Annotated in this window: 12 protein-coding genes; 8 read left to right on the forward strand and 4 right to left on the reverse strand. The window is 74.7% G+C overall.

Going from position 1 to position 16,254, the window contains the following annotated elements:
- Nucleotides 1-204 precede the first annotated feature (204 nt).
- The 6 genes from ACIP82_RS22005 (at nt 205) to ACIP82_RS22030 (ending at nt 5,941) form a co-directional block, all read left to right on the forward strand.
- On the forward strand, nt 205-1,026 hold the full coding sequence (locus ACIP82_RS22005; protein ID WP_400655382.1) for a sigma 54 modulation/S30EA ribosomal C-terminal domain-containing protein: 822 nt from the start codon (nt 205-207) through the stop codon (nt 1,024-1,026).
- A 32-nt stretch (nt 1,027-1,058) separates the two neighbouring features.
- A complete protein-coding gene (locus ACIP82_RS22010) occupies nt 1,059-1,541 on the forward strand; it encodes a pyridoxamine 5'-phosphate oxidase family protein (RefSeq protein ID WP_400655527.1) in 483 nt (160 codons plus the stop codon).
- Between the two features lie 321 nt (nt 1,542-1,862).
- Nucleotides 1,863-3,605 (forward strand): cytochrome c oxidase subunit I, encoded by a 1,743-nt coding sequence (ctaD, locus tag ACIP82_RS22015; protein ID WP_400655529.1) that lies wholly within the window; start codon nt 1,863-1,865, stop codon nt 3,603-3,605.
- Between the two features lie 253 nt (nt 3,606-3,858).
- Complete coding sequence (locus ACIP82_RS22020; protein WP_400655384.1) at nt 3,859-4,392, forward strand: hypothetical protein; 534 nt, start codon at nt 3,859-3,861, stop codon at nt 4,390-4,392.
- A 141-nt stretch (nt 4,393-4,533) separates the two neighbouring features.
- Nucleotides 4,534-5,265 carry a response regulator transcription factor gene (locus ACIP82_RS22025; RefSeq protein ID WP_363609905.1) on the forward strand — a complete coding sequence of 244 codons (732 nt, stop codon included), beginning with the start codon at nt 4,534-4,536 and terminating at the stop codon, nt 5,263-5,265.
- Between the two features lie 247 nt (nt 5,266-5,512).
- Complete coding sequence (locus ACIP82_RS22030; RefSeq protein WP_400655387.1) at nt 5,513-5,941, forward strand: pyridoxamine 5'-phosphate oxidase family protein; 429 nt, start codon at nt 5,513-5,515, stop codon at nt 5,939-5,941.
- Between the two features lie 121 nt (nt 5,942-6,062).
- Here ACIP82_RS22030 and ACIP82_RS22035 read toward each other — a convergent pair whose 3' ends face one another.
- On the reverse strand, nt 6,063-7,760 hold the full coding sequence (locus ACIP82_RS22035) for a GAF domain-containing protein (protein ID WP_400655390.1): 1,698 nt from the start codon (nt 7,758-7,760) through the stop codon (nt 6,063-6,065).
- Nucleotides 7,761-8,246: 486 nt separating this feature from the next.
- On the opposite strand from ACIP82_RS22035, the gene ACIP82_RS22040 reads away from it, so the two are divergent.
- Both ACIP82_RS22040 and ACIP82_RS22045 read left to right on the forward strand, forming a co-directional pair.
- Nucleotides 8,247-9,143: a universal stress protein gene (locus ACIP82_RS22040; RefSeq protein WP_363609911.1), complete on the forward strand. Its 897-nt coding sequence runs from the start codon at nt 8,247-8,249 to the stop codon at nt 9,141-9,143.
- A gap of 265 nt (nt 9,144-9,408) precedes the next feature.
- Nucleotides 9,409-10,407 carry an Acg family FMN-binding oxidoreductase gene (locus ACIP82_RS22045; RefSeq protein ID WP_363609913.1) on the forward strand — a complete coding sequence of 333 codons (999 nt, stop codon included), beginning with the start codon at nt 9,409-9,411 and terminating at the stop codon, nt 10,405-10,407.
- A 124-nt stretch (nt 10,408-10,531) separates the two neighbouring features.
- Here the strand turns inward: ACIP82_RS22045 and ACIP82_RS22050 are convergent, their stop codons facing one another.
- From ACIP82_RS22050 to ACIP82_RS22060, 3 genes are all read right to left on the reverse strand, one after another.
- Complete coding sequence (locus tag ACIP82_RS22050) at nt 10,532-11,035, reverse strand: copper chaperone PCu(A)C (RefSeq protein ID WP_363609915.1); 504 nt, start codon at nt 11,033-11,035, stop codon at nt 10,532-10,534.
- 59 nt (nt 11,036-11,094) lie between these two features.
- Entirely contained in the window at nt 11,095-13,512 is a 2,418-nt protein-coding gene (locus tag ACIP82_RS22055) for a heavy metal translocating P-type ATPase (protein ID WP_363609917.1), read from the reverse strand.
- A 368-nt stretch (nt 13,513-13,880) separates the two neighbouring features.
- Nucleotides 13,881-15,962 (reverse strand): TerD family protein, encoded by a 2,082-nt coding sequence (locus tag ACIP82_RS22060; RefSeq protein WP_400655531.1) that lies wholly within the window; start codon nt 15,960-15,962, stop codon nt 13,881-13,883.
- Nucleotides 15,963-16,254: the final 292 nt, after the last annotated feature.

The raw sequence follows: 16,254 nt of genomic DNA on the forward strand, positions 1-16,254 counted from the left end.
TTGTGGGCACCGCGCGGTGGCGGGAGGGTGATCGCCGCGTGGGTATGCGGGCCGGCCGGGGGCCGCCGTGACCGGCGGGGCCGTACCCGGTACGGGGAGCGCCCCGTGCGGAACGGGCCCGGTGGTGCGCGAAACGGATTCGGCAGTACGTGGAACGGGCGTGGCAGTACGTGGAACGGCGTGGCGGAACGGGAGAGGCCTGACATGGGCGAACTGGTCACGGTGCAGGTGTGCGAGGGAATTTCGCGGAACTTCGCGATCGACGCCAAGGCCCGGGTCGCGGCCGTGGTGTGCGGCGCGGACGCCCTCGTCGAGGCACTGCGGGTACGGGTCGGACTGGTCGGCGCGGCGACCGTGCTGGCGCAGGTCAACGCCGAGGTCGACGGCCGGCGGATCCGCGTCCAGGAGGCCGCCGCCGACCTCGGCGAGGCCCTGGACCGGCTGGCCGACGGGCTGCGCGGCCGGATCGCCGCCGTGACCTCGGGCTGGACGCCCAGGCCCTGGCCCCGCCGGGTGCGCGGAAGGGGGCTGCTGGCCACCGTCCCCGCGCAGGGCGCCGCACCGCGCGCCGAACGGCTGCTCGTACCCGTTTCGGCGGGCGGACCGGGCGACCACCCGCGCGCCGAAATCCCCTACGCCGCCAGGGTGCAGGACATCGTCCGGCGCAAGCAGGCGGGCCTGGTGTGGTGTTCACCCGACGCGGCGGCCCGGACCATGGACGCGATGGACTTCGACATCCACCTGTTCACCGATCCGGCCACCGAGACCGATGCCGTCGTCTACCGGGTCGGGCCCACCGGCTACCGGCTCGCCCGCACCGCGGCCGCCGGGCCGCCCAGCCGGCCGAGCGTCCCGCTCACCCTCAGCCCCTGCGGCGCACCCGAGTTGACCGAGCCGGAGGCCGTCGACCGGCTCGCCGCGGCCGATCTGCCCTTCCTGTTCTTCGCCCAGCCGGGCACCCGGCGCGGCCGCGTCCTGTACCGGCGCTTCGACGGCCGGCTGGGCCTGATCGCGGCCGCCTCGTGAACGACGAGGTCGTCCGCCGCCGGCTCCGGGCGCTGCGCCGCTCCGGCGGCCGGCCACCCGCCCGGTCGTTCCCGCCGGTCGGCGAGGCCCCGCCGCGCCACCTCGTGCCCCTCGAACGGGCGGAGGCGATGCGGCTGTTGGGGAGTGTGCCGCTGGGCCGGATCGTGTTCACCGCGCGTGCCCTGCCGGCCATCCGCCCGGTCAACCACCTGCTCGTGGACGACACGATCGTCATCCGCACCCACGACGGTGCGGCGCTCACCACGGCGACGCTCGGCGCGGAGGCGGCCGGTGTCGTGGTGGCGTACGAGGCCGACGCCATCGACCCGGTGACCCACCTCGGGTGGAGCGTGGTCGTCACCGGCTTCGCCCGCGTGGTCACCGATCCCGGTCAACTCGCCCGCTACCGCGCGCTGCTGCGGCCATGGGTGAATGCCTCCATGGACCACACCGTGGCCATCCAGCCCGACCTGGTGACCGGCTACCGGCTCACCGCGGGCGCCGCCGCCTCGTAGCGCGCGGCGGGAGCCCGGTAGGGCTTTGACCGGTTCCGGAGCGCACCGGTCCGCACCCGGGGGAGAGCCCGACTCCCCGGTGCGCACCGGTGCTTCGGCATGTCCGGAGCCGGCCGCGGCCGCCCGGCGGAGGCTCCGGCGCGCGGCCTGACGGAGGGCCCTGGTCGGGGTCCCGAACGCAGGCCCACCGGCCCCGGTCGGCTGGGCCCAACGGCCCTAGGGCGCAAGGCCGTCGAGTTCTGATCATGGATCGCCATCCATCCGCAGAAGTTTCGAAGGAGTGCGTCCTTGAGCGCCATCGAGGCAAAGGGCGACAGCGCGCTGCCGCCGTCCGCCGCCAGGCCGGGGGGAGTCCGGGTCAGAAGGCCCGGCTCGTCCGTGGTCAGGCTGCTGACGACCACCGACCACAAGACGATCGGCTCCATGTACCTGGTGTCGTCGTTCGGGTTCTTTCTGATCGGCGGCATTCTCGCGCTGGTCATGCGCGCCGAGCTCGCCCGGCCGGGGACGCAGATCCTCTCCAACGAGCAGTTCAACCAGGCCTTCACCATGCACGGTTCGGTGATGCTGCTGCTGTTCGCCATGCCGCTGTTCACGGGCTTCGCCAACTGGATCATGCCGCTGCAGATCGGCGCCCCGGACGTCGCCTTCCCGCGGCTGAACATGCTGGCCTACTGGCTCTTCATGTTCGGCTCGCTGATCGCCGCGGCCGGCTTCGCGACCCCGCAGGGCGCCGCCGACTTCGGCTGGTTCCTCTACGCGCCGCTCTCCGACGCCATCCACTCGCCGGGCGTCGGCGCCGACATGTGGATCATGGGCGTCACGCTCTCCGGCTTCGGCAGCATCCTCGGCGCGGTCAACTTCATCACCACGATCATCTGCATGCGCGCCCCGGGCCTGACCATGTTCCGGATGTCCATCTTCTGCTGGAACGTGCTGCTGACCTCCGTCCTGGTGCTCATGGTCTTCCCGGTGCTGGCGGCGGCGCTGCTCGCGCTGGAGTGCGACCGCAAGTTCGGCTCGCACGTCTTCGACCCGGCCAACGGCGGGGCGATGCTCTGGCAGCACCTGTTCTGGTTCTTCGGCCATCCGGAGGTCTACATCCTGGCGCTGCCGTTCTTCGGGATCGTCTCCGAGGTCATCCCGGTCTTCTCCCGCAAGCCGATGTTCGGCTACGCCGGCCTGATCGCCGCCACCGTCGCCATCGCCGGCCTCTCGGTGACGGTCTGGGCGCACCACATGTACGTCACCGGGCAGGTGTTGCTGCCCTTCTTCTCCTTCATGACCTTCCTGATCGCGGTGCCCACCGGGGTGAAGTTCTTCAACTGGGTCGGCACCATGTGGAAGGGCTCACTCAGTTTCGAGACCCCGATGCTCTGGACGGTCGGCTTCCTGGTCACCTTCCTCTTCGGCGGTCTGACGGGCGTTCTGCTGGCGGCCCCGCCGATCGACTTCCACGTCTCGGACTCGTACTTCGTCGTCGCCCACTTCCACTACACGCTGTTCGGCACCGTGGTGTACGCGATGTTCGCCGGCTTCCACTTCTGGTGGCCGAAGATGACCGGCAAGATGCTGGACGAGCGCCTCGGCAAGATCACCTTCTGGACGCTGACCATCGGCTTCCACTCCACCTTCCTGGTGCAGCACTGGCTGGGCGCCGAGGGCATGCCGCGCCGTTACGCCGACTACCTCGCGGCGGACGGGTTCACCGTGCTCAACACGGTGTCCACCATCGGCTCGTTCCTGCTCGGCCTGTCGATCCTGCCGTTCCTCTACAACGTCTGGAAGACCGCCAAGTACGGCGAGAAGGTCACCGCGGACGACCCGTGGGGTTACGGCCGCTCGCTGGAGTGGGCCACCTCCTGCCCGCCGCCGCGGCACAACTTCGTCACCCTTCCGCGGATCCGCTCCGAGTCCCCGGCCTTCGACCTGCACCACCCGGAGATCGCCGCCCGCGACTTCCTGGACAACAACGGCGAGCCGGCCAAGCACCTGGTCGGCGTGACCCCGGCCGACTACGACAACCCGGAGCTGCGCCGGGCGCCGAAGAAGCTGGACGGCTGACAGCCAACGGATGACGGATGACGGATAACAGATTTCAACGTCTGTCATCTGTTATCTGTTGTCCATCACCGCGCCGGCCGACCCGGCACGGCGGCCCCGCGCCGCCCCCTGACGCCGTCCCCGCCCGTTTCGATGCCCCCGGGCGGGCGGGGACGGCTCCTCCTCGACCTGGCGGACACCCCGGCCCAGGTCCCCCATCACCGGCCCGCCCCGAGCAGGCGGCGCCGAACCCCTCGGCTGAGGAGCGAAAGGCATGTCCCACACCGTCCTGGCCATCGGCACGGCCGCGATCACGGCGTCCGGCTGCGTCTGGTACCTGCCCGCCATCTCCGACCTCCAGGCGGGCGACGACCGCCCCCGGTCGGCCCGCACCGCCGCCGCGGCCTGCATCGTCTGGTGGGCGGGCATGGCGCTCGCCGGCGGACTGCTGCTGGTCGTCCCCGACTGGCAGCCCGCCGCGCAGGTCGCCCTCGCCGGCCTCGTCGCCGGCGTCATCCTGCGCGTCCGGGCCCTCTGGTACCGCCGGGTCGAGCGGCACGAGGACGGACTGCGCTGGGCGATGCTCGACGCCGGGCCCGCGCCGAAGTCCCCGCGCCCGGCCGCCCTGACCTTGCTGGGCTGGCTGCTCGTCGGCCTGGCGATCTCCTCGCTCGGCGCGGTCTCCATCCTGATGGCCGGGGGTGGCTCGTTCGCCCCCCGTGTCGCCGCCGCGGCCGGCAGCGCGGTGGCGGCCTCCACCGCCTTCCTCCTGATCGGCCTCGGCAACGTGCGCCGGCACCGGCACTGACCCCGGCCGCGGCCGCAGCCGGAACCAGGTCCGAGGCCCCGGCGAATGGGGCCGTTGGGCCCTGGGCCGCCGCGCGTCGATCGGCGATGATGCCGTAGTCCCGAAGCAGTGTGCCGGGCGCGAGGAAGGTGGAGCCGCGACATGGCGAGCGAGACGACCGGTACCGAGACGCCGGCACCGGTCAGGGTGTTCCTGCTGGACGACCACGAGGTGGTACGCCGGGGAGTCCACGACCTGCTGGACTGCGAGCCGGACCTCGAGGTGGTCGGCGAGGCCGCCACCGCCGAGCAGGCCCTCGTCCGCGTCCCCGCGCTCCGCCCGGACGTGGCCGTCCTCGACGTCCGCCTCGGCGGCGACAGCGACGGTGTGGCCGTCTGCCGTGAACTGCGCTCCCGGATGCCCGATCTGGCCTGTCTGATGCTGACCTCCTTCGACGACGAGGAGGCGCTGCTCGACGCCGTGATGGCGGGCGCCGCCGGGTACGTCCTGAAGCAGATCAGCGGCACCGACCTGGTCGCCGCCGTGCGTACCGTCGCCTCCGGCCGCTCGATGCTCGACCCCGGCGCGGCGACCCGCCTGCTCAACCGCCTGCGCAGTGACGCCGAACCGGAGCAGGCGACCACCGGCGGGCCGGAGCTGACCGTGCGCGAGCAGGAGGTGCTGGCGCTGATCGGCGAGGGCCTGACCAACCGGCAGATCGGCGAGCGGCTCTACCTCGCCGAGAAGACGGTGAAGAACCACGTCTCCCGCCTGCTGGCCAAGCTCGGCGTGGAGCGGCGGGTCCAGGCGGCGCTGATCGCCACCGAACTGCGCCAGCCGGCCGCCGCCCCGCAGCCGGCGCACCAGCGCTCCTACGGGGGCCTCCGGGGCTGACCCGGGGGAGCGCGCCGCCCCGTCGGCCGTGCACGCGGACCGGGGTCCGCGGCGGGCAGGTCCTCACCGGTGAATCCGCCGGTGAGGACCTGCCCGTTTCCGTGTCCCCATCGGCCCCGCCGCCGTGTCGGGGACGGTGGCGGGGCCGACCGGGGGCGGGCGTCCCGGCGGATCGGGGCCGGTCGGGACGGTTCACAGGACCATCGGCCCTCCCCCCGGCCCGGCCCGGCGAGTGACCATCGCTGGCATGAACCCCGATCTCGCAGCGTCGTCCCCGCAGGTGGAACCGGACGTGCAGCCGTGGCCGCTCGGCGTCCGGGACCTCGACGAGGCTCGGGCGATGGAACTGCTGGCCGGTACGGAGGTGGGCCGGGTCGTCTACACCGTCGGCGCCCTCCCGGCCGTGCTGCCGGTGCGCTTCCGGCTGGACGCGCGCGGAGGTGTGCTGCTGTCGGCGCGGGCCGGCTCGGAACTGGTCCGCGCGGTGGACGGCGCGGTGATCGCGTTCGAGGCCGACGAGGTGGACGGCGTGGACGGCACCGGCTGGTGCGTCACCGTCCTCGGCCGGGCCCAGGTGGAGCCGGCCGGGGCGGCCCGCCGTGCGGACGCGCATCGGGTGCAGATCCGCATCGGGGCGGAGCTGGTCGTCGGGCGGCGGCTGACAGCTGACAGATAACAACTAACAACTAACGGATAACAGATTTCGAATTCTGTCAGTCCACTCTTGTCCGCCCCGGCCCCCCGCGTCCACCGGACCGTCGCGAACCGCGCGCACCCGCGGCTCGCACCCGCCCGCCTCAGGCCCCCAGCGGTGCCTCCCACACCACCCGGGTACCGCCGCCCTCCGCCGCCTGGAGCTCGAAGCTGCCGCCCGCGCGCTCCGCCCGCTCGGCGAGGTTCCGCAGGCCGCTGCGCCGCCCGCCCTCCGGCACGCCCACGCCGTCGTCCGTGACCGTGAGCGTCACCCGGCCGCCGAGCGCCCGCAGCGCGACCTCCACCCGGCTCGCCCGCGCATGCCGCGCCGCGTTGCTGAGGGCCTCGCCGAGGACGGCCATCAGGTGTTCGGCGAGTTCCTGCGGCACGTCCGTGTCGAGCAGGCCCTCCATGCTGAGCCGGGGAGCGAACCCCAGCGTCGCCTGCGCCTCGCCCACGGCCCGGGTGGCGCGGGCCCGCAGCCCCCGGTCGGGCTCGTTGTGGGCGCGCAGCCCGAAGATCGTCGAGCGGATGATCTTGATCGTCTCGTCCAGGTCCGCGACCGCCCGGCTGACCCGGTCGGCCGCGGTCGGGCTCTCGATCAGCCGGCCCGCGCTCTGCAGCGTCATGCCGGTCGCGAAGAGCCGCTGGATGGCCAGGTCGTGCAGGTCCCGGGCGATCCGGTCGCGGTCCTCCAGCAGCGTCAACTGCTCGGCGTCGCGCCGCCGTTCGGCGAGCTCCAGGGCGAGCGCCGCCTGGTCGGCGAAGCCCAGCAGTGGGCCGGTCTCCTCCGCGCTGAACGGCGGCCGCCCGGCCTCCCGGGCCAGCAGCAGCACGCCCCGCCCGTAGCCCGTCCCGGTGCCCAGCGGCACCGCGACCGCCGGGCCCAGCCCGTCGAACCGCCCGGGCGGCCCGGCCGTGAACCGCGCGTCGCACTCCAGCTCGCCACTGGTCACCGGCGAGCCGGACACGTACGCCGCGCCGGAGAGCGTGCCGTCCACCGGCACCGTCACCCCGAGCCGGGCGGTCGGCTCGCCGCCCAGCGCCACCTCGACGGTCAGCTCGCTCGCCCGCTCGTCCGGGCCCGCCAGCGCCACCGAGACGTCCGCCAGCTCCGCGCCCGCGATCTCCCGCGCCCGGCGCGCGATCAGCTCCACGACCTCCAGCCGGTGCGCGCCCGACAGCAGACTGCGGGTGATCTCGGCGCTCGCCCGCAGCCAGCGCTGCTGGCGCTGCGCCTCCTCGTACAGCCGGGCGTTGTCGATGGCCACCCCGGCCGCGACCGCCAGGGTCGCGATGACCGCCTCGTCGTCGGCGTCGAAGTCCAGGCCGCCGCGCTTGTCGGTGAGGTACAGGTTGCCGAACACCTCGCCGCGCACCCGCACCGGCACCCCGAGGAAGGTGTGCATCGGCGGGTGGCGCGCCGGGAAGCCGACCGAGGCGGGGTGCTCGGACAGCACCGGGCAGCGCAGCGGCTGCGGATGGCGGATCAGCTCGCCCAGGATGCCCTGCCCGGACGGCAGCGGCCCGATCGCGTCGGTCTCCTCCTTGGTCAGACCGACCGTCAGGAACTGCGAGAGGGTGTGCCCGTCGGCGCCGATCACGCCGAGTGCCGCGTACCGGGCGTCCACCAGGTCGGCGGCGGCCTCGACGATCCGGTGCAGGGCCTGCGAGAGGTCCAGCTCGCGCCCGACCGCCAGCACCGCCTCCAGCAGGCTGTGCACCCGGTCCCGGGTGCCGCGCGCCGCGTCGATCCGCCACTGGAGCTCCTCCAGCAGCTCGTCCAGGCGCAGCTGTGGCATCCGCGCCGAACCGCCCCCGGGGGGCGCACCGTGGCCGGGCGCACCCCCAGCGGGCGCGGCACCGCCGGGCCCGCTGTCGGTGGGGGTGCCGCCTCCCGCGGACGCGCCGTCCATGGCGGCTGCCCCGCCGACGTCCGTTCGCGTCCCGTCCGCGCCGCCCACCGGCGTCCTCCTCGTCGCTCTGTACCGGTACGTCCGGTTCGGTCCCCGGTCGCCCGACCAGGAAGATTGTCGGATTCACGTTAGTGCCCGCCCACAGCGGCACGGAACGCCGGGTCCGTCATGTACGCACCCGACGGCCGCCGCGGACCCTTCCCGGCTCCCTCCCCGGACGGGACCTCCGACCCTGCCCCGAGGGCCCAGCGGCCTCTGCCGCGCACCCCGCCGGGCCGTCAGGGTGGTGGTACCGGACGACACGTCAGGGTGCCCCGCCCGGTACCGCCGCCGCGCCACCCCGCGCCGCCCCGCCCAGTGAGAGGAACCCTCATGACGCCACCCGTCCTGGCCGGAGTCGACGGCTCGCCGGAGAGCACCGCCGCCGCCCAGTGGGCCGCCGGCGAAGCACTGCGCCGGGACGCCCCGCTGCGTCTGGTGCACGCCTGGCCCTGGCTGACCGACGGCCGGGCCGCCTTCGCCGACGCCGACGACCTGCCCGCCGTCGCCCAGCGGATGCTCGCCGCCACCGCCGACGAGGTGCGCCGCAGCCACCCCGGCCTCCCCGTCCAGACCGACGTGGTGCTCGACGCCGCCGTGGACGGGCTGGTGTCCGCCGCCGAGGACGCCGGTCTGCTGGTCCTCGGCTCGCGCGGCCTGGGCGGCTTCACCGGCCTGCTGGTCGGCTCGGTGAGCATGGCGGCCGCCGCCCGCTGCGCCGCGCCCGTGGTGGTGGTCCGGCCCGCCCCGGCGACCGGCGCCCGCACCGGGGAGGAGGCCGGGACCGGCGAGCAGGCCGGCACCGCCCCCGAGGTGGTCGTCGGCGTCGACGCCCACGCCCCGAGCGAGGACGTGCTCGCCTTCGCCTTCCGGGAGGCCGCCCTGCGGGGTGCCCGGCTGCGCGTGGTGCACGGCTGGGAGATGCCGCCGGTGTTCGCGTACGCGGGCTGGATCCCGCCGCAGACCGAGATGGCCAACCTCCAGGCGCTGGAGGCGAAGACGCTCAGCCTGGCGCTGGACGAGTGGCGTGACCGGTACCCCGACACGGTCCTGGTCGAGCAGGTCCGGCTCGGCGCGGCCCGCTCGCTGGTCGAGGCCTCGGAGGCGGCCGACCTCGTGGTGGTCGGACGGCGCCGGCGCCCGCACGACATCGGCCTGCGGCTCGGCCGGGTGGCGCACGCCGTCCTCCAGCACGCCCACGCCCCGATCGCCGTCGTGCCGCACGCCTGACGGGCCACGCCTGCCGGGCCTGCGCCCGTCGGACCCGCCGCCTGACGGCAGGCGCGGGCCCGACAGGCCCGACGGGCCCGGCAGCGCCGCCACACCGCCGAGCACGGCCGCCCGGCCCGGACCGCCCGGCCCGGACCGCCCGGGCCGAAAGCGGGCCGTTGGACCCTGTCGCCCGCCCATCGGCCGGGAGCACCCTCGGGAGTACCAGCCACTGCGGCGTGACTCCCGATGGCGGCCGTGCCCCCGAGGCAAGGAGAGGATCACCATGACCGAGCCAACCCTCACCGCGGCCGACCTGCGGCTGCTCGCCGCCGCCGGTGGTGCGGCGCCGTCGCTGCACAACAGCCAGCCCTGGCGGTTCCGTCCCACCCCGGACGGGCAGGGCCTGGAGGTGCGCGCGGACCCCGGTCGCGCCGTCCCGCTCGCCGATCCCAACGGCGCCGCGCTGCACATCTCCGTCGGCGCCGCCCTGTTCAACCTGCGGGTGGCCGCCGGCCGGCTCGGCCGCGAGCCGGCCGTCCGACTGCTCCCGGACGAGGACGATCCGCAGCTGCTCGCCGTCCTCGACCTCGCCGGACCAGCACGCGCCGAGCGGCTGTTCGGCCGGGACCTCTACCCCGCCATCGCCGAACGCCACTCCAGCCGCCAGCCGTTCGCCAACCGGGACGTGCCGGAGGCCGTGCTCGGCGAACTCGTCGCCGCCGCGCACGACGAGGGCGTCGCACTGGCCCCGCTGGAGGAGGCCGGGGTCCGGCGGGTGCTGGCGCTCACGGCGGAGGCCGAGGACCGGATCGCCCACGACCCCGCCCGGCAGGCCGAGACCCACGCCTGGCTCAGGCGGGACGCCGCCACCGACGGCATCCCGCTCACCGCCCTCGGCCCGCTGGACCACGACGCCCGCGTCCCGATGCGCGAGTTCGCCGGCCGCCCGCCGCACCGGGGTGACGCGCCCACCCAGCCGTCCCAGCGCTTCGAGGCGCTGCCGCAGCTCTGCACCCTGACCACCCCGGGCGACGGCCCGGCCGACTGGCTCCGCACCGGTCAGGCGCTGGAGCGGGTCTGGCTGCTGGCGACCGTGCACGGGCTCCGGCTGACGGTCTGGCACCAGGCCGTCGAGTGGGACGACACCCGGTGGGGCCTGCGCGACCCGGCCGAGGGCCCCGGCTACGTCCAGCTGGTGCTGCGCACCGGGTACGGCCCGCCCGGCCCGGCGACGCCCCGCCGCCCGGTCGAGTCCATTCTCGACCAGCCGGTCCGCCCCTGAGCCCGGAGGCCCGGCCGCTCCGACGTCCCTCGCGACGCCTCCGCACCGCGAGGGACTCCGTACCACGACGCCCCTGAACGCCGGTCCGCCCTCCCGCGGACCCGCGTTCAGGGGCGTCGCCGGTTCAGCCGGCGGGCCGTCCGCCCGGAGGTACGACCTCGGCCCTGACCCGCAGCTCCGGGCTGCTGCGGAAGCTGAGCGTGAACTCCACCCACTGCCCGGCCCGCAGCGCCGGCGGGTTGGTGATCATCAGATCGGAGTCCTCCGGCGACATCACCAGCTCGCCCCGCTCCGGTACGGACAGCGCGGTGACCGGCTCCCACCGGCCCGACGCGCCCTGGTGCTGATGCCGCTTCAGCGTGATCCTTCCGCCGAACTCCCAGCTGGCGCCTACGAGTTCATCGGGGACGTCGCCGGGGTTGCGCACCGTGAAGAAGGCGGCCGTGGCGGTGGCCCCGCCGGCCGTCGGCAGCAGCAGCCAGCCCGGCCCGGCCTCCACCGGACGCTGCCGACCGGCCCCGCCGACCGCCGTCCACCCGGACAGCAGCGCCAGTGCCACCGCCGCCGCGGCCACCGGCGGCCCGACCACCCGCAGCCGTTCGCCCGTCCGCAGCCGTCCGGCTCCCACCGACCCCACCGTCCTCGCCGCCTTTGCCGTCCCCACCGTCCCCACCGTCCTCACCGTCCTCACCACGCCGCACCCGCCGAACCCCGCCGCCCCGCCGCCGAAGAACGGCGCCGCCCGCCCGGCCCCCGGCCGCTCCCCGCCGAACCATCGCCGTCGCCGTGCCCGCCCGAGGCGCCGCGCCCCGGCTGCCAGGTCCGCAGCCGCAGACTGTTCCCCACCACCAGCAGTGAACTCAGCGACATCGCCACCGCCGCCAGCATCGGGTTCAGCAGCCCGACGGCCGCCAGCGGAATCAGCACCACGTTGTAACCGAAGGCCCAGAGCAGGTTGGCCCGGATGGTGGCCAGCGTCCGCCGGGCCAGCCGGACGGCGTCCACCACCGCCTCGATGTCGCCCCGCACCAGCGTCAGCCCGGCCGCCCCGATCGCGGCGTCACTGCCCGAGGCGAGCGCCACCCCGAGGTCGGCCGAGGCCAGTGCCACCGCGTCGTTGACGCCGTCGCCGACCACCGCCGTGGTCCGCCCGGCCGCCCGCAGCTCCGCGACCACCTCGGCCTTGCGTTCCGGCGAGGCCGAGGAATGCACCCGCTCGATGCCGAGCTCGTCCGCGACGGCCCGGGCCGCGCCCGCGCCGTCGCCGGTCAGCAGGACGGTCTCCAGACCCATCCCGCGCAGCCGGTGGAGGGCCCGCCAGCTGCCGGACCGCAGGGTGTCCCCGATCGCGAGGACCGCCACCGCCCGACCGTCCAGCTCGACGACCACCGGCGTCCGGCCGGCCTCACCGGCCTGTGCCAGCGCCGCGTCCAGCTCGGGCGGCAGCGGGCCGCCGGCGTCATCGGGCCGGACGACCCGTACCTGCCGGCCCTCGACCGTCCCGGACACCCCGACCCCGGCGGTGGCCGCGAAGGCGGTCACCGCCGGCAGGCCGTCGGCCCCGCACAGTTCCCGGGCCGCCCCCACGACGGCCCGGCCGATCGGATGCTCCGACCGGTGCTCCACTGCCCCGGCCAGCCGCAGCACCAGGTCCGCGTCCACCGCGCCGGACGCGCCCGCGCCCGTACCGGTACCCGCACCAACGGCCGCGCCCGTACCGGCGCCCTCGGCGACCACCACCGACGCGAGCTCCATCCGCCCGGTCGTCAGCGTCCCCGTCTTGTCCAGCACCACGGTGTCGATCCGCCGCAGGCTCTCCAGCACCTCCGGCCCGCGCACCAGCACGCCCAGCTCGGCGCCCCGGCCGGTGGCGGCCAGCAGCGCCGTCGGCGTGGCCAGCCCCAGCGCGCACGGGCAGGCCACCACCAGCACCGCGACCGCCGCCGTCACCGCCGCCTGCGGATCGGCGCCCGCACCCAGCCAGAAGCCCAGCACACAGACCGCCACCGCCAGCACACACGGCACGAAGACCCCGGCCACCGCGTCCGCCAGCCGCTGCGCCCGCGCCTTGCCGGCCTGGGCGTCCGCCACCAGGGCGGTGATCCGGGCCAGCTGGGTGTCCGCGCCGACCGCCGTCGCCCGCACCACCAGGGCGCCGCCGACGTTGACCGTCGCGCCCGCCACCCGGTCCCCGGGGGCCGCCTCGACCGGCACGCTCTCGCCGGTCAGCAGGCTCAGGTCGAGGGCCGAACTGCCGTCCACCACCACGCCGTCGGTCGCCACCCGCTCGCCCGGCCGCACCACGAACTCCTGCCCGGGCAGGAGCTGTTCGATCGGCAGCAGCCGTTCCTGCCCGGTCTCCGGATCCCGGACGCACACCTCCTTCGCGCCCAGCTCGGCCAGCGCCCGCAGGGCCGAGCCGCTGCGCCGCCGCACCCGGCCCTCCAGCAGCCGCCCGGCCAGCACGAACAGCGGCACCCCGACGGCCGCCTCCAGATAGACGTGCGCCGCGCCGCCACCGTCCGCGGTCAGCGAGAACGGCATCCGCATGCCGATCTCCCCGGCCCCGCCGAACACCAGCGCATACGCGGACCACCCGAACGACGCCACCACCCCGAGGCTGACCAGGGTGTCCATGGTGGCGGCGGCATGCCGCAGGCCCTGCCAGGCCCGCCGGTGGAACCCGGCCGAACCCCAGCTCACCACCGGTACCGCCAGGGCGAAGCAGACCCACTGCCAGGCGGGGAACTGCAGTGCCGGCACCATGGAGAGCACCACCACCGGCACCGCCAGCAGCGCCGTCACCAGCAGCCGCCACCGGTCCCCGGCGCCCTCCGCCTCCCCGCCGTCCCCGACCTGTCCGGCCGAGGCCAACTCGGCGGTGTAACCGGCCCGTTCGACCGCGGCGACCAGTTCCTCGACGGCCACGCCGACGGGGTGCACCACCCGGGCCCGTCCGGTGGCGAGGTTGACCCCGGCCGTCACCCCGTCGATCCGCGCCAGCCGCTTCTCGACCCGGCCCACACAGGCCGCACACGTCATCCCGCCGACCGCCAGATCCGTACTGACCAGCGCCCCGGCGTCCGCACCCGCGACGGAACTCAATTCCCCGCCCCCATGTCGTGCCCGCTCATCCCGGGTTTCCCGCCGCCGCCCCCGGGCGTCAGCCCCGGGGACACCGGTCCGGCCCCCCGCCCCACGGCGAAGGCCGCCACGAACACCACCACCAGCAGCAGGGCGAACCCCGCCAGCACACTCAACGGCCGGACACCCGGCGACTTCGCACTCACCCCCCACCAGTCGGCCCGCGACCCCCTTTGGTTCCCCTACGTTCCGAATTGCCCCACCCGATCCCCCGCCGCCCCTCCTGTCCCGCCCTGCCCTGTCCCTCCCCGCCCTTCCCGCCCTTCCCGCCCGAACGCCGACAGGGCCGGGGCCCGTCCTGCGGCCCCGGCCCTGCTGACGGTTCGCCCCTACACCCGACGGCCCGCCCGGTGGTCGAGGTGGGCGACCACACCCGAGTGGAACCGCTCGACGGCGGCGTCGACACCCCGGATGAAGCCGGTCTCGGCGTTGCCCCGGGTGCTTCCCACCGACTTCGCGAGGGAGAGCCGGAACCCGGTGATCTTCGACGAGTCCTTCGGCAGCAGATTGCCCGGCTCGGGCCGCAGCTTCTCCAGGGTGCCGCGAGGCCCGGCGGCGGCACCGTCCGTCAGGGTCTCGACGTGCAGGTCTGCCGGTGCCTCGGCGAGCTGGCGGACCAGTCGCTTGACCCAGCTCAGCGGGTAGCCCTGCTCCGGAGCCGGGATCTCGATCGAGGTGCGCAGCTTGCCGAGACGCAGGTCCGCCGTGATGGTGACGGTGCCGACGGTGTCCTCGATCCTGATCTCGGCGTTGAGGCGGCCGTCCGCGCAGAGCCGGTCGGCGAGCGCGGCGCGCCGGTCCCGGGGGTCCTCGCCGCGGCGGGTTCGCTGGACGGGCTGGACCTTGACGCCGAGTTCGCCGCCGAGCTGGAGGCAGACCTGGCGGATGAGCCGCTCCCAGCTCTCGACGACCTGGACGGCGCGCTCGTCCCCCTGGGTGAGCGTCTCGTCGTCGATGCCGTTGCGCACCGGCACCCACGCCGGGCCCATGTTCTGGAAGCCGTGGCAGCCCGAGTTCTCGTGCTGGAGGTAGTGCAGCAGCTCCTCCAGGAGCCACCCGTGCGCCGGATTGGTGAGGCCCTCGTGACGGATCAGCATCTTCGCCTGGAAGGCGACCTCGGCCCAGGACAGGTGGCAGAGCATCACCTTGTGCTTGCGGCGCCCGTCGATCTTGACGGAGACGAGCGGGCTGCCTTCCAGCGCGACATCGTTGGAGAGGGTGATGACCGCTTCGTAGCCGCGCCGGGCGGCGATGTCCATGTAGTCCTGGACCTGCTCGGCCTTCAGCGGGTTGCCGTTGGTCTTGCTCTCCAGCAGGGCCGTCCAGAGCCGCCCGGCGCGATCGACCCGGATGACGCCGTCGGGGCGCTTGGGGGAGTCGCCGTGGGGGAGCGAGACCTCGGCGAAGGTCTCCATCCGGCCGGCCGGCGCCCCGAACGCCGCGGTCAGCCGGCGGCCGAACTCCGGCACCTGTGCCATCACCGACAGCAGGACGGAGGTGGCCCGGACCTCGCGCTCCCGGTCGCTCTTGAGGCTGGTCGCGGGGAAGAGACGGGCACTGCGCCAGGAGTCGTTCTCGGCCAGCGACGGCCTGGCGCTCCTGGGCCGGGTCACCTTCTTCCTCGCGGTGCGCAGCCGCTTGGGCGCGGCCGGTGCGGAGGGCGCCCCCTCGGCGGCCGGCGGCTGGGCCTGGGCCGGTACCAGCACCTTGGCGGCCGGACCCGCGCCGTCCGGAGCGGCGGGCGCCTCGCCGACGGCGGACGGCTGCGGCGCCCCGGGGGCCGTCGCCTCGTCACCCGTGCGCTCGCCGACCCCGTCGTCAGTCCCTTCCTCGGTCCCTTCCTCGATCCCCTCGCCGACCCCGTCATCGGTCTCGTCGTCGTCGATCTCGATGCCGAAGTCGGTGGCGAGCCCGGCCAGTCCCGAGTCGTATCCCTGCCCGACGGCGCGGAACTTCCACTCCTGGTTGCGCCGGTAGATCTCGCCGAAGACGAACGCGCTCTCGGAGTCCGCGTCCGCGATGGGGAAGGTGAGCAACTGCTCCCCGGCGCTGTCGGCCAGCCCCAGCCGGAGGTTGTCCAACTGGCCGAACGCCGCGCGCTGGTGACGGCTGGCCGCGATCACCAGCCGTTCGACGCCTGCGGGCACGGCGGTCAGGTCGAGCTGGATGCGGTCCTCGGTGCCGACCTCCGTCGGGGTCTGCCCGAGCAGCTGGACGCTTCCGTCCTCGGCCGCCGGGTTGTTGTAGAAGAAGAAGTCCGCGTTGCTCCGCACCTTGCCGTCCGCGGCCAGAAGCAGCACCGAGACGTCGGCGTCCCCGTCGCCGCCGGGGCTGCTCCAGCCAAGGCTCACTATGACGGAGTCGGTGCTGTCGCTCAGCGCCGCCAGCCCGACGTTGGAGCCCTTGACCATGTCCTGCACGAATGTCCCCCAGGGAAACCGGGCCGCGCCGCCGGAGTCGGTGCGGTTGTCGACCGTTGTCACCGCTCGGCTGGTGCCAGGGCGGCCAGCAGGGAGCCTAGTGCCTCCGGTGCGCACGCTGGTGGGGGTTTGAGCGGGTTGTGTGCATGCAACCGGAACGTTATCCGCCGGAAACGGAGGTGCGCTGCCGTCCCGGGCAGGGGGCGGGCGGGCACTCGAACGGGTCAGCAGCTTTCGCCGCGGCGGCGGTTGTTGCCAAGCATGGGGAGGTAAGGGCCCAAGC

The sequence above is a fragment of the Kitasatospora sp. NPDC088548 genome, from assembly GCF_044753005.1.
In the GTDB taxonomy this organism is placed as follows: Bacteria; Actinomycetota; Actinomycetes; order Streptomycetales; family Streptomycetaceae; genus Kitasatospora.

Excerpts from the sequence above, each read along its gene's own strand:
- ACIP82_RS22005 (WP_400655382.1), top strand. The coding sequence starts at position 205 with ATGGGCGAACTGGTCACGGTGCAGGTGTGCGAGGGAATTTCGCGGAAC.
- ACIP82_RS22020 (WP_400655384.1), top strand. The coding sequence starts at position 3,859 with ATGTCCCACACCGTCCTGGCCATCGGCACGGCCGCGATCACGGCGTCC.
- ACIP82_RS22025 (WP_363609905.1), top strand. The coding sequence starts at position 4,534 with ATGGCGAGCGAGACGACCGGTACCGAGACGCCGGCACCGGTCAGGGTG.
- ACIP82_RS22030 (WP_400655387.1), top strand. The coding sequence starts at position 5,513 with ATGAACCCCGATCTCGCAGCGTCGTCCCCGCAGGTGGAACCGGACGTG.
- ACIP82_RS22035 (WP_400655390.1), bottom strand. The coding sequence starts at position 7,760 with ATGCCACAGCTGCGCCTGGACGAGCTGCTGGAGGAGCTCCAGTGGCGG.
- ACIP82_RS22040 (WP_363609911.1), top strand. The coding sequence starts at position 8,247 with ATGACGCCACCCGTCCTGGCCGGAGTCGACGGCTCGCCGGAGAGCACC.
- ACIP82_RS22045 (WP_363609913.1), top strand. The coding sequence starts at position 9,409 with ATGACCGAGCCAACCCTCACCGCGGCCGACCTGCGGCTGCTCGCCGCC.
- ACIP82_RS22060 (WP_400655531.1), bottom strand. The coding sequence starts at position 15,962 with ATGGTCAAGGGCTCCAACGTCGGGCTGGCGGCGCTGAGCGACAGCACC.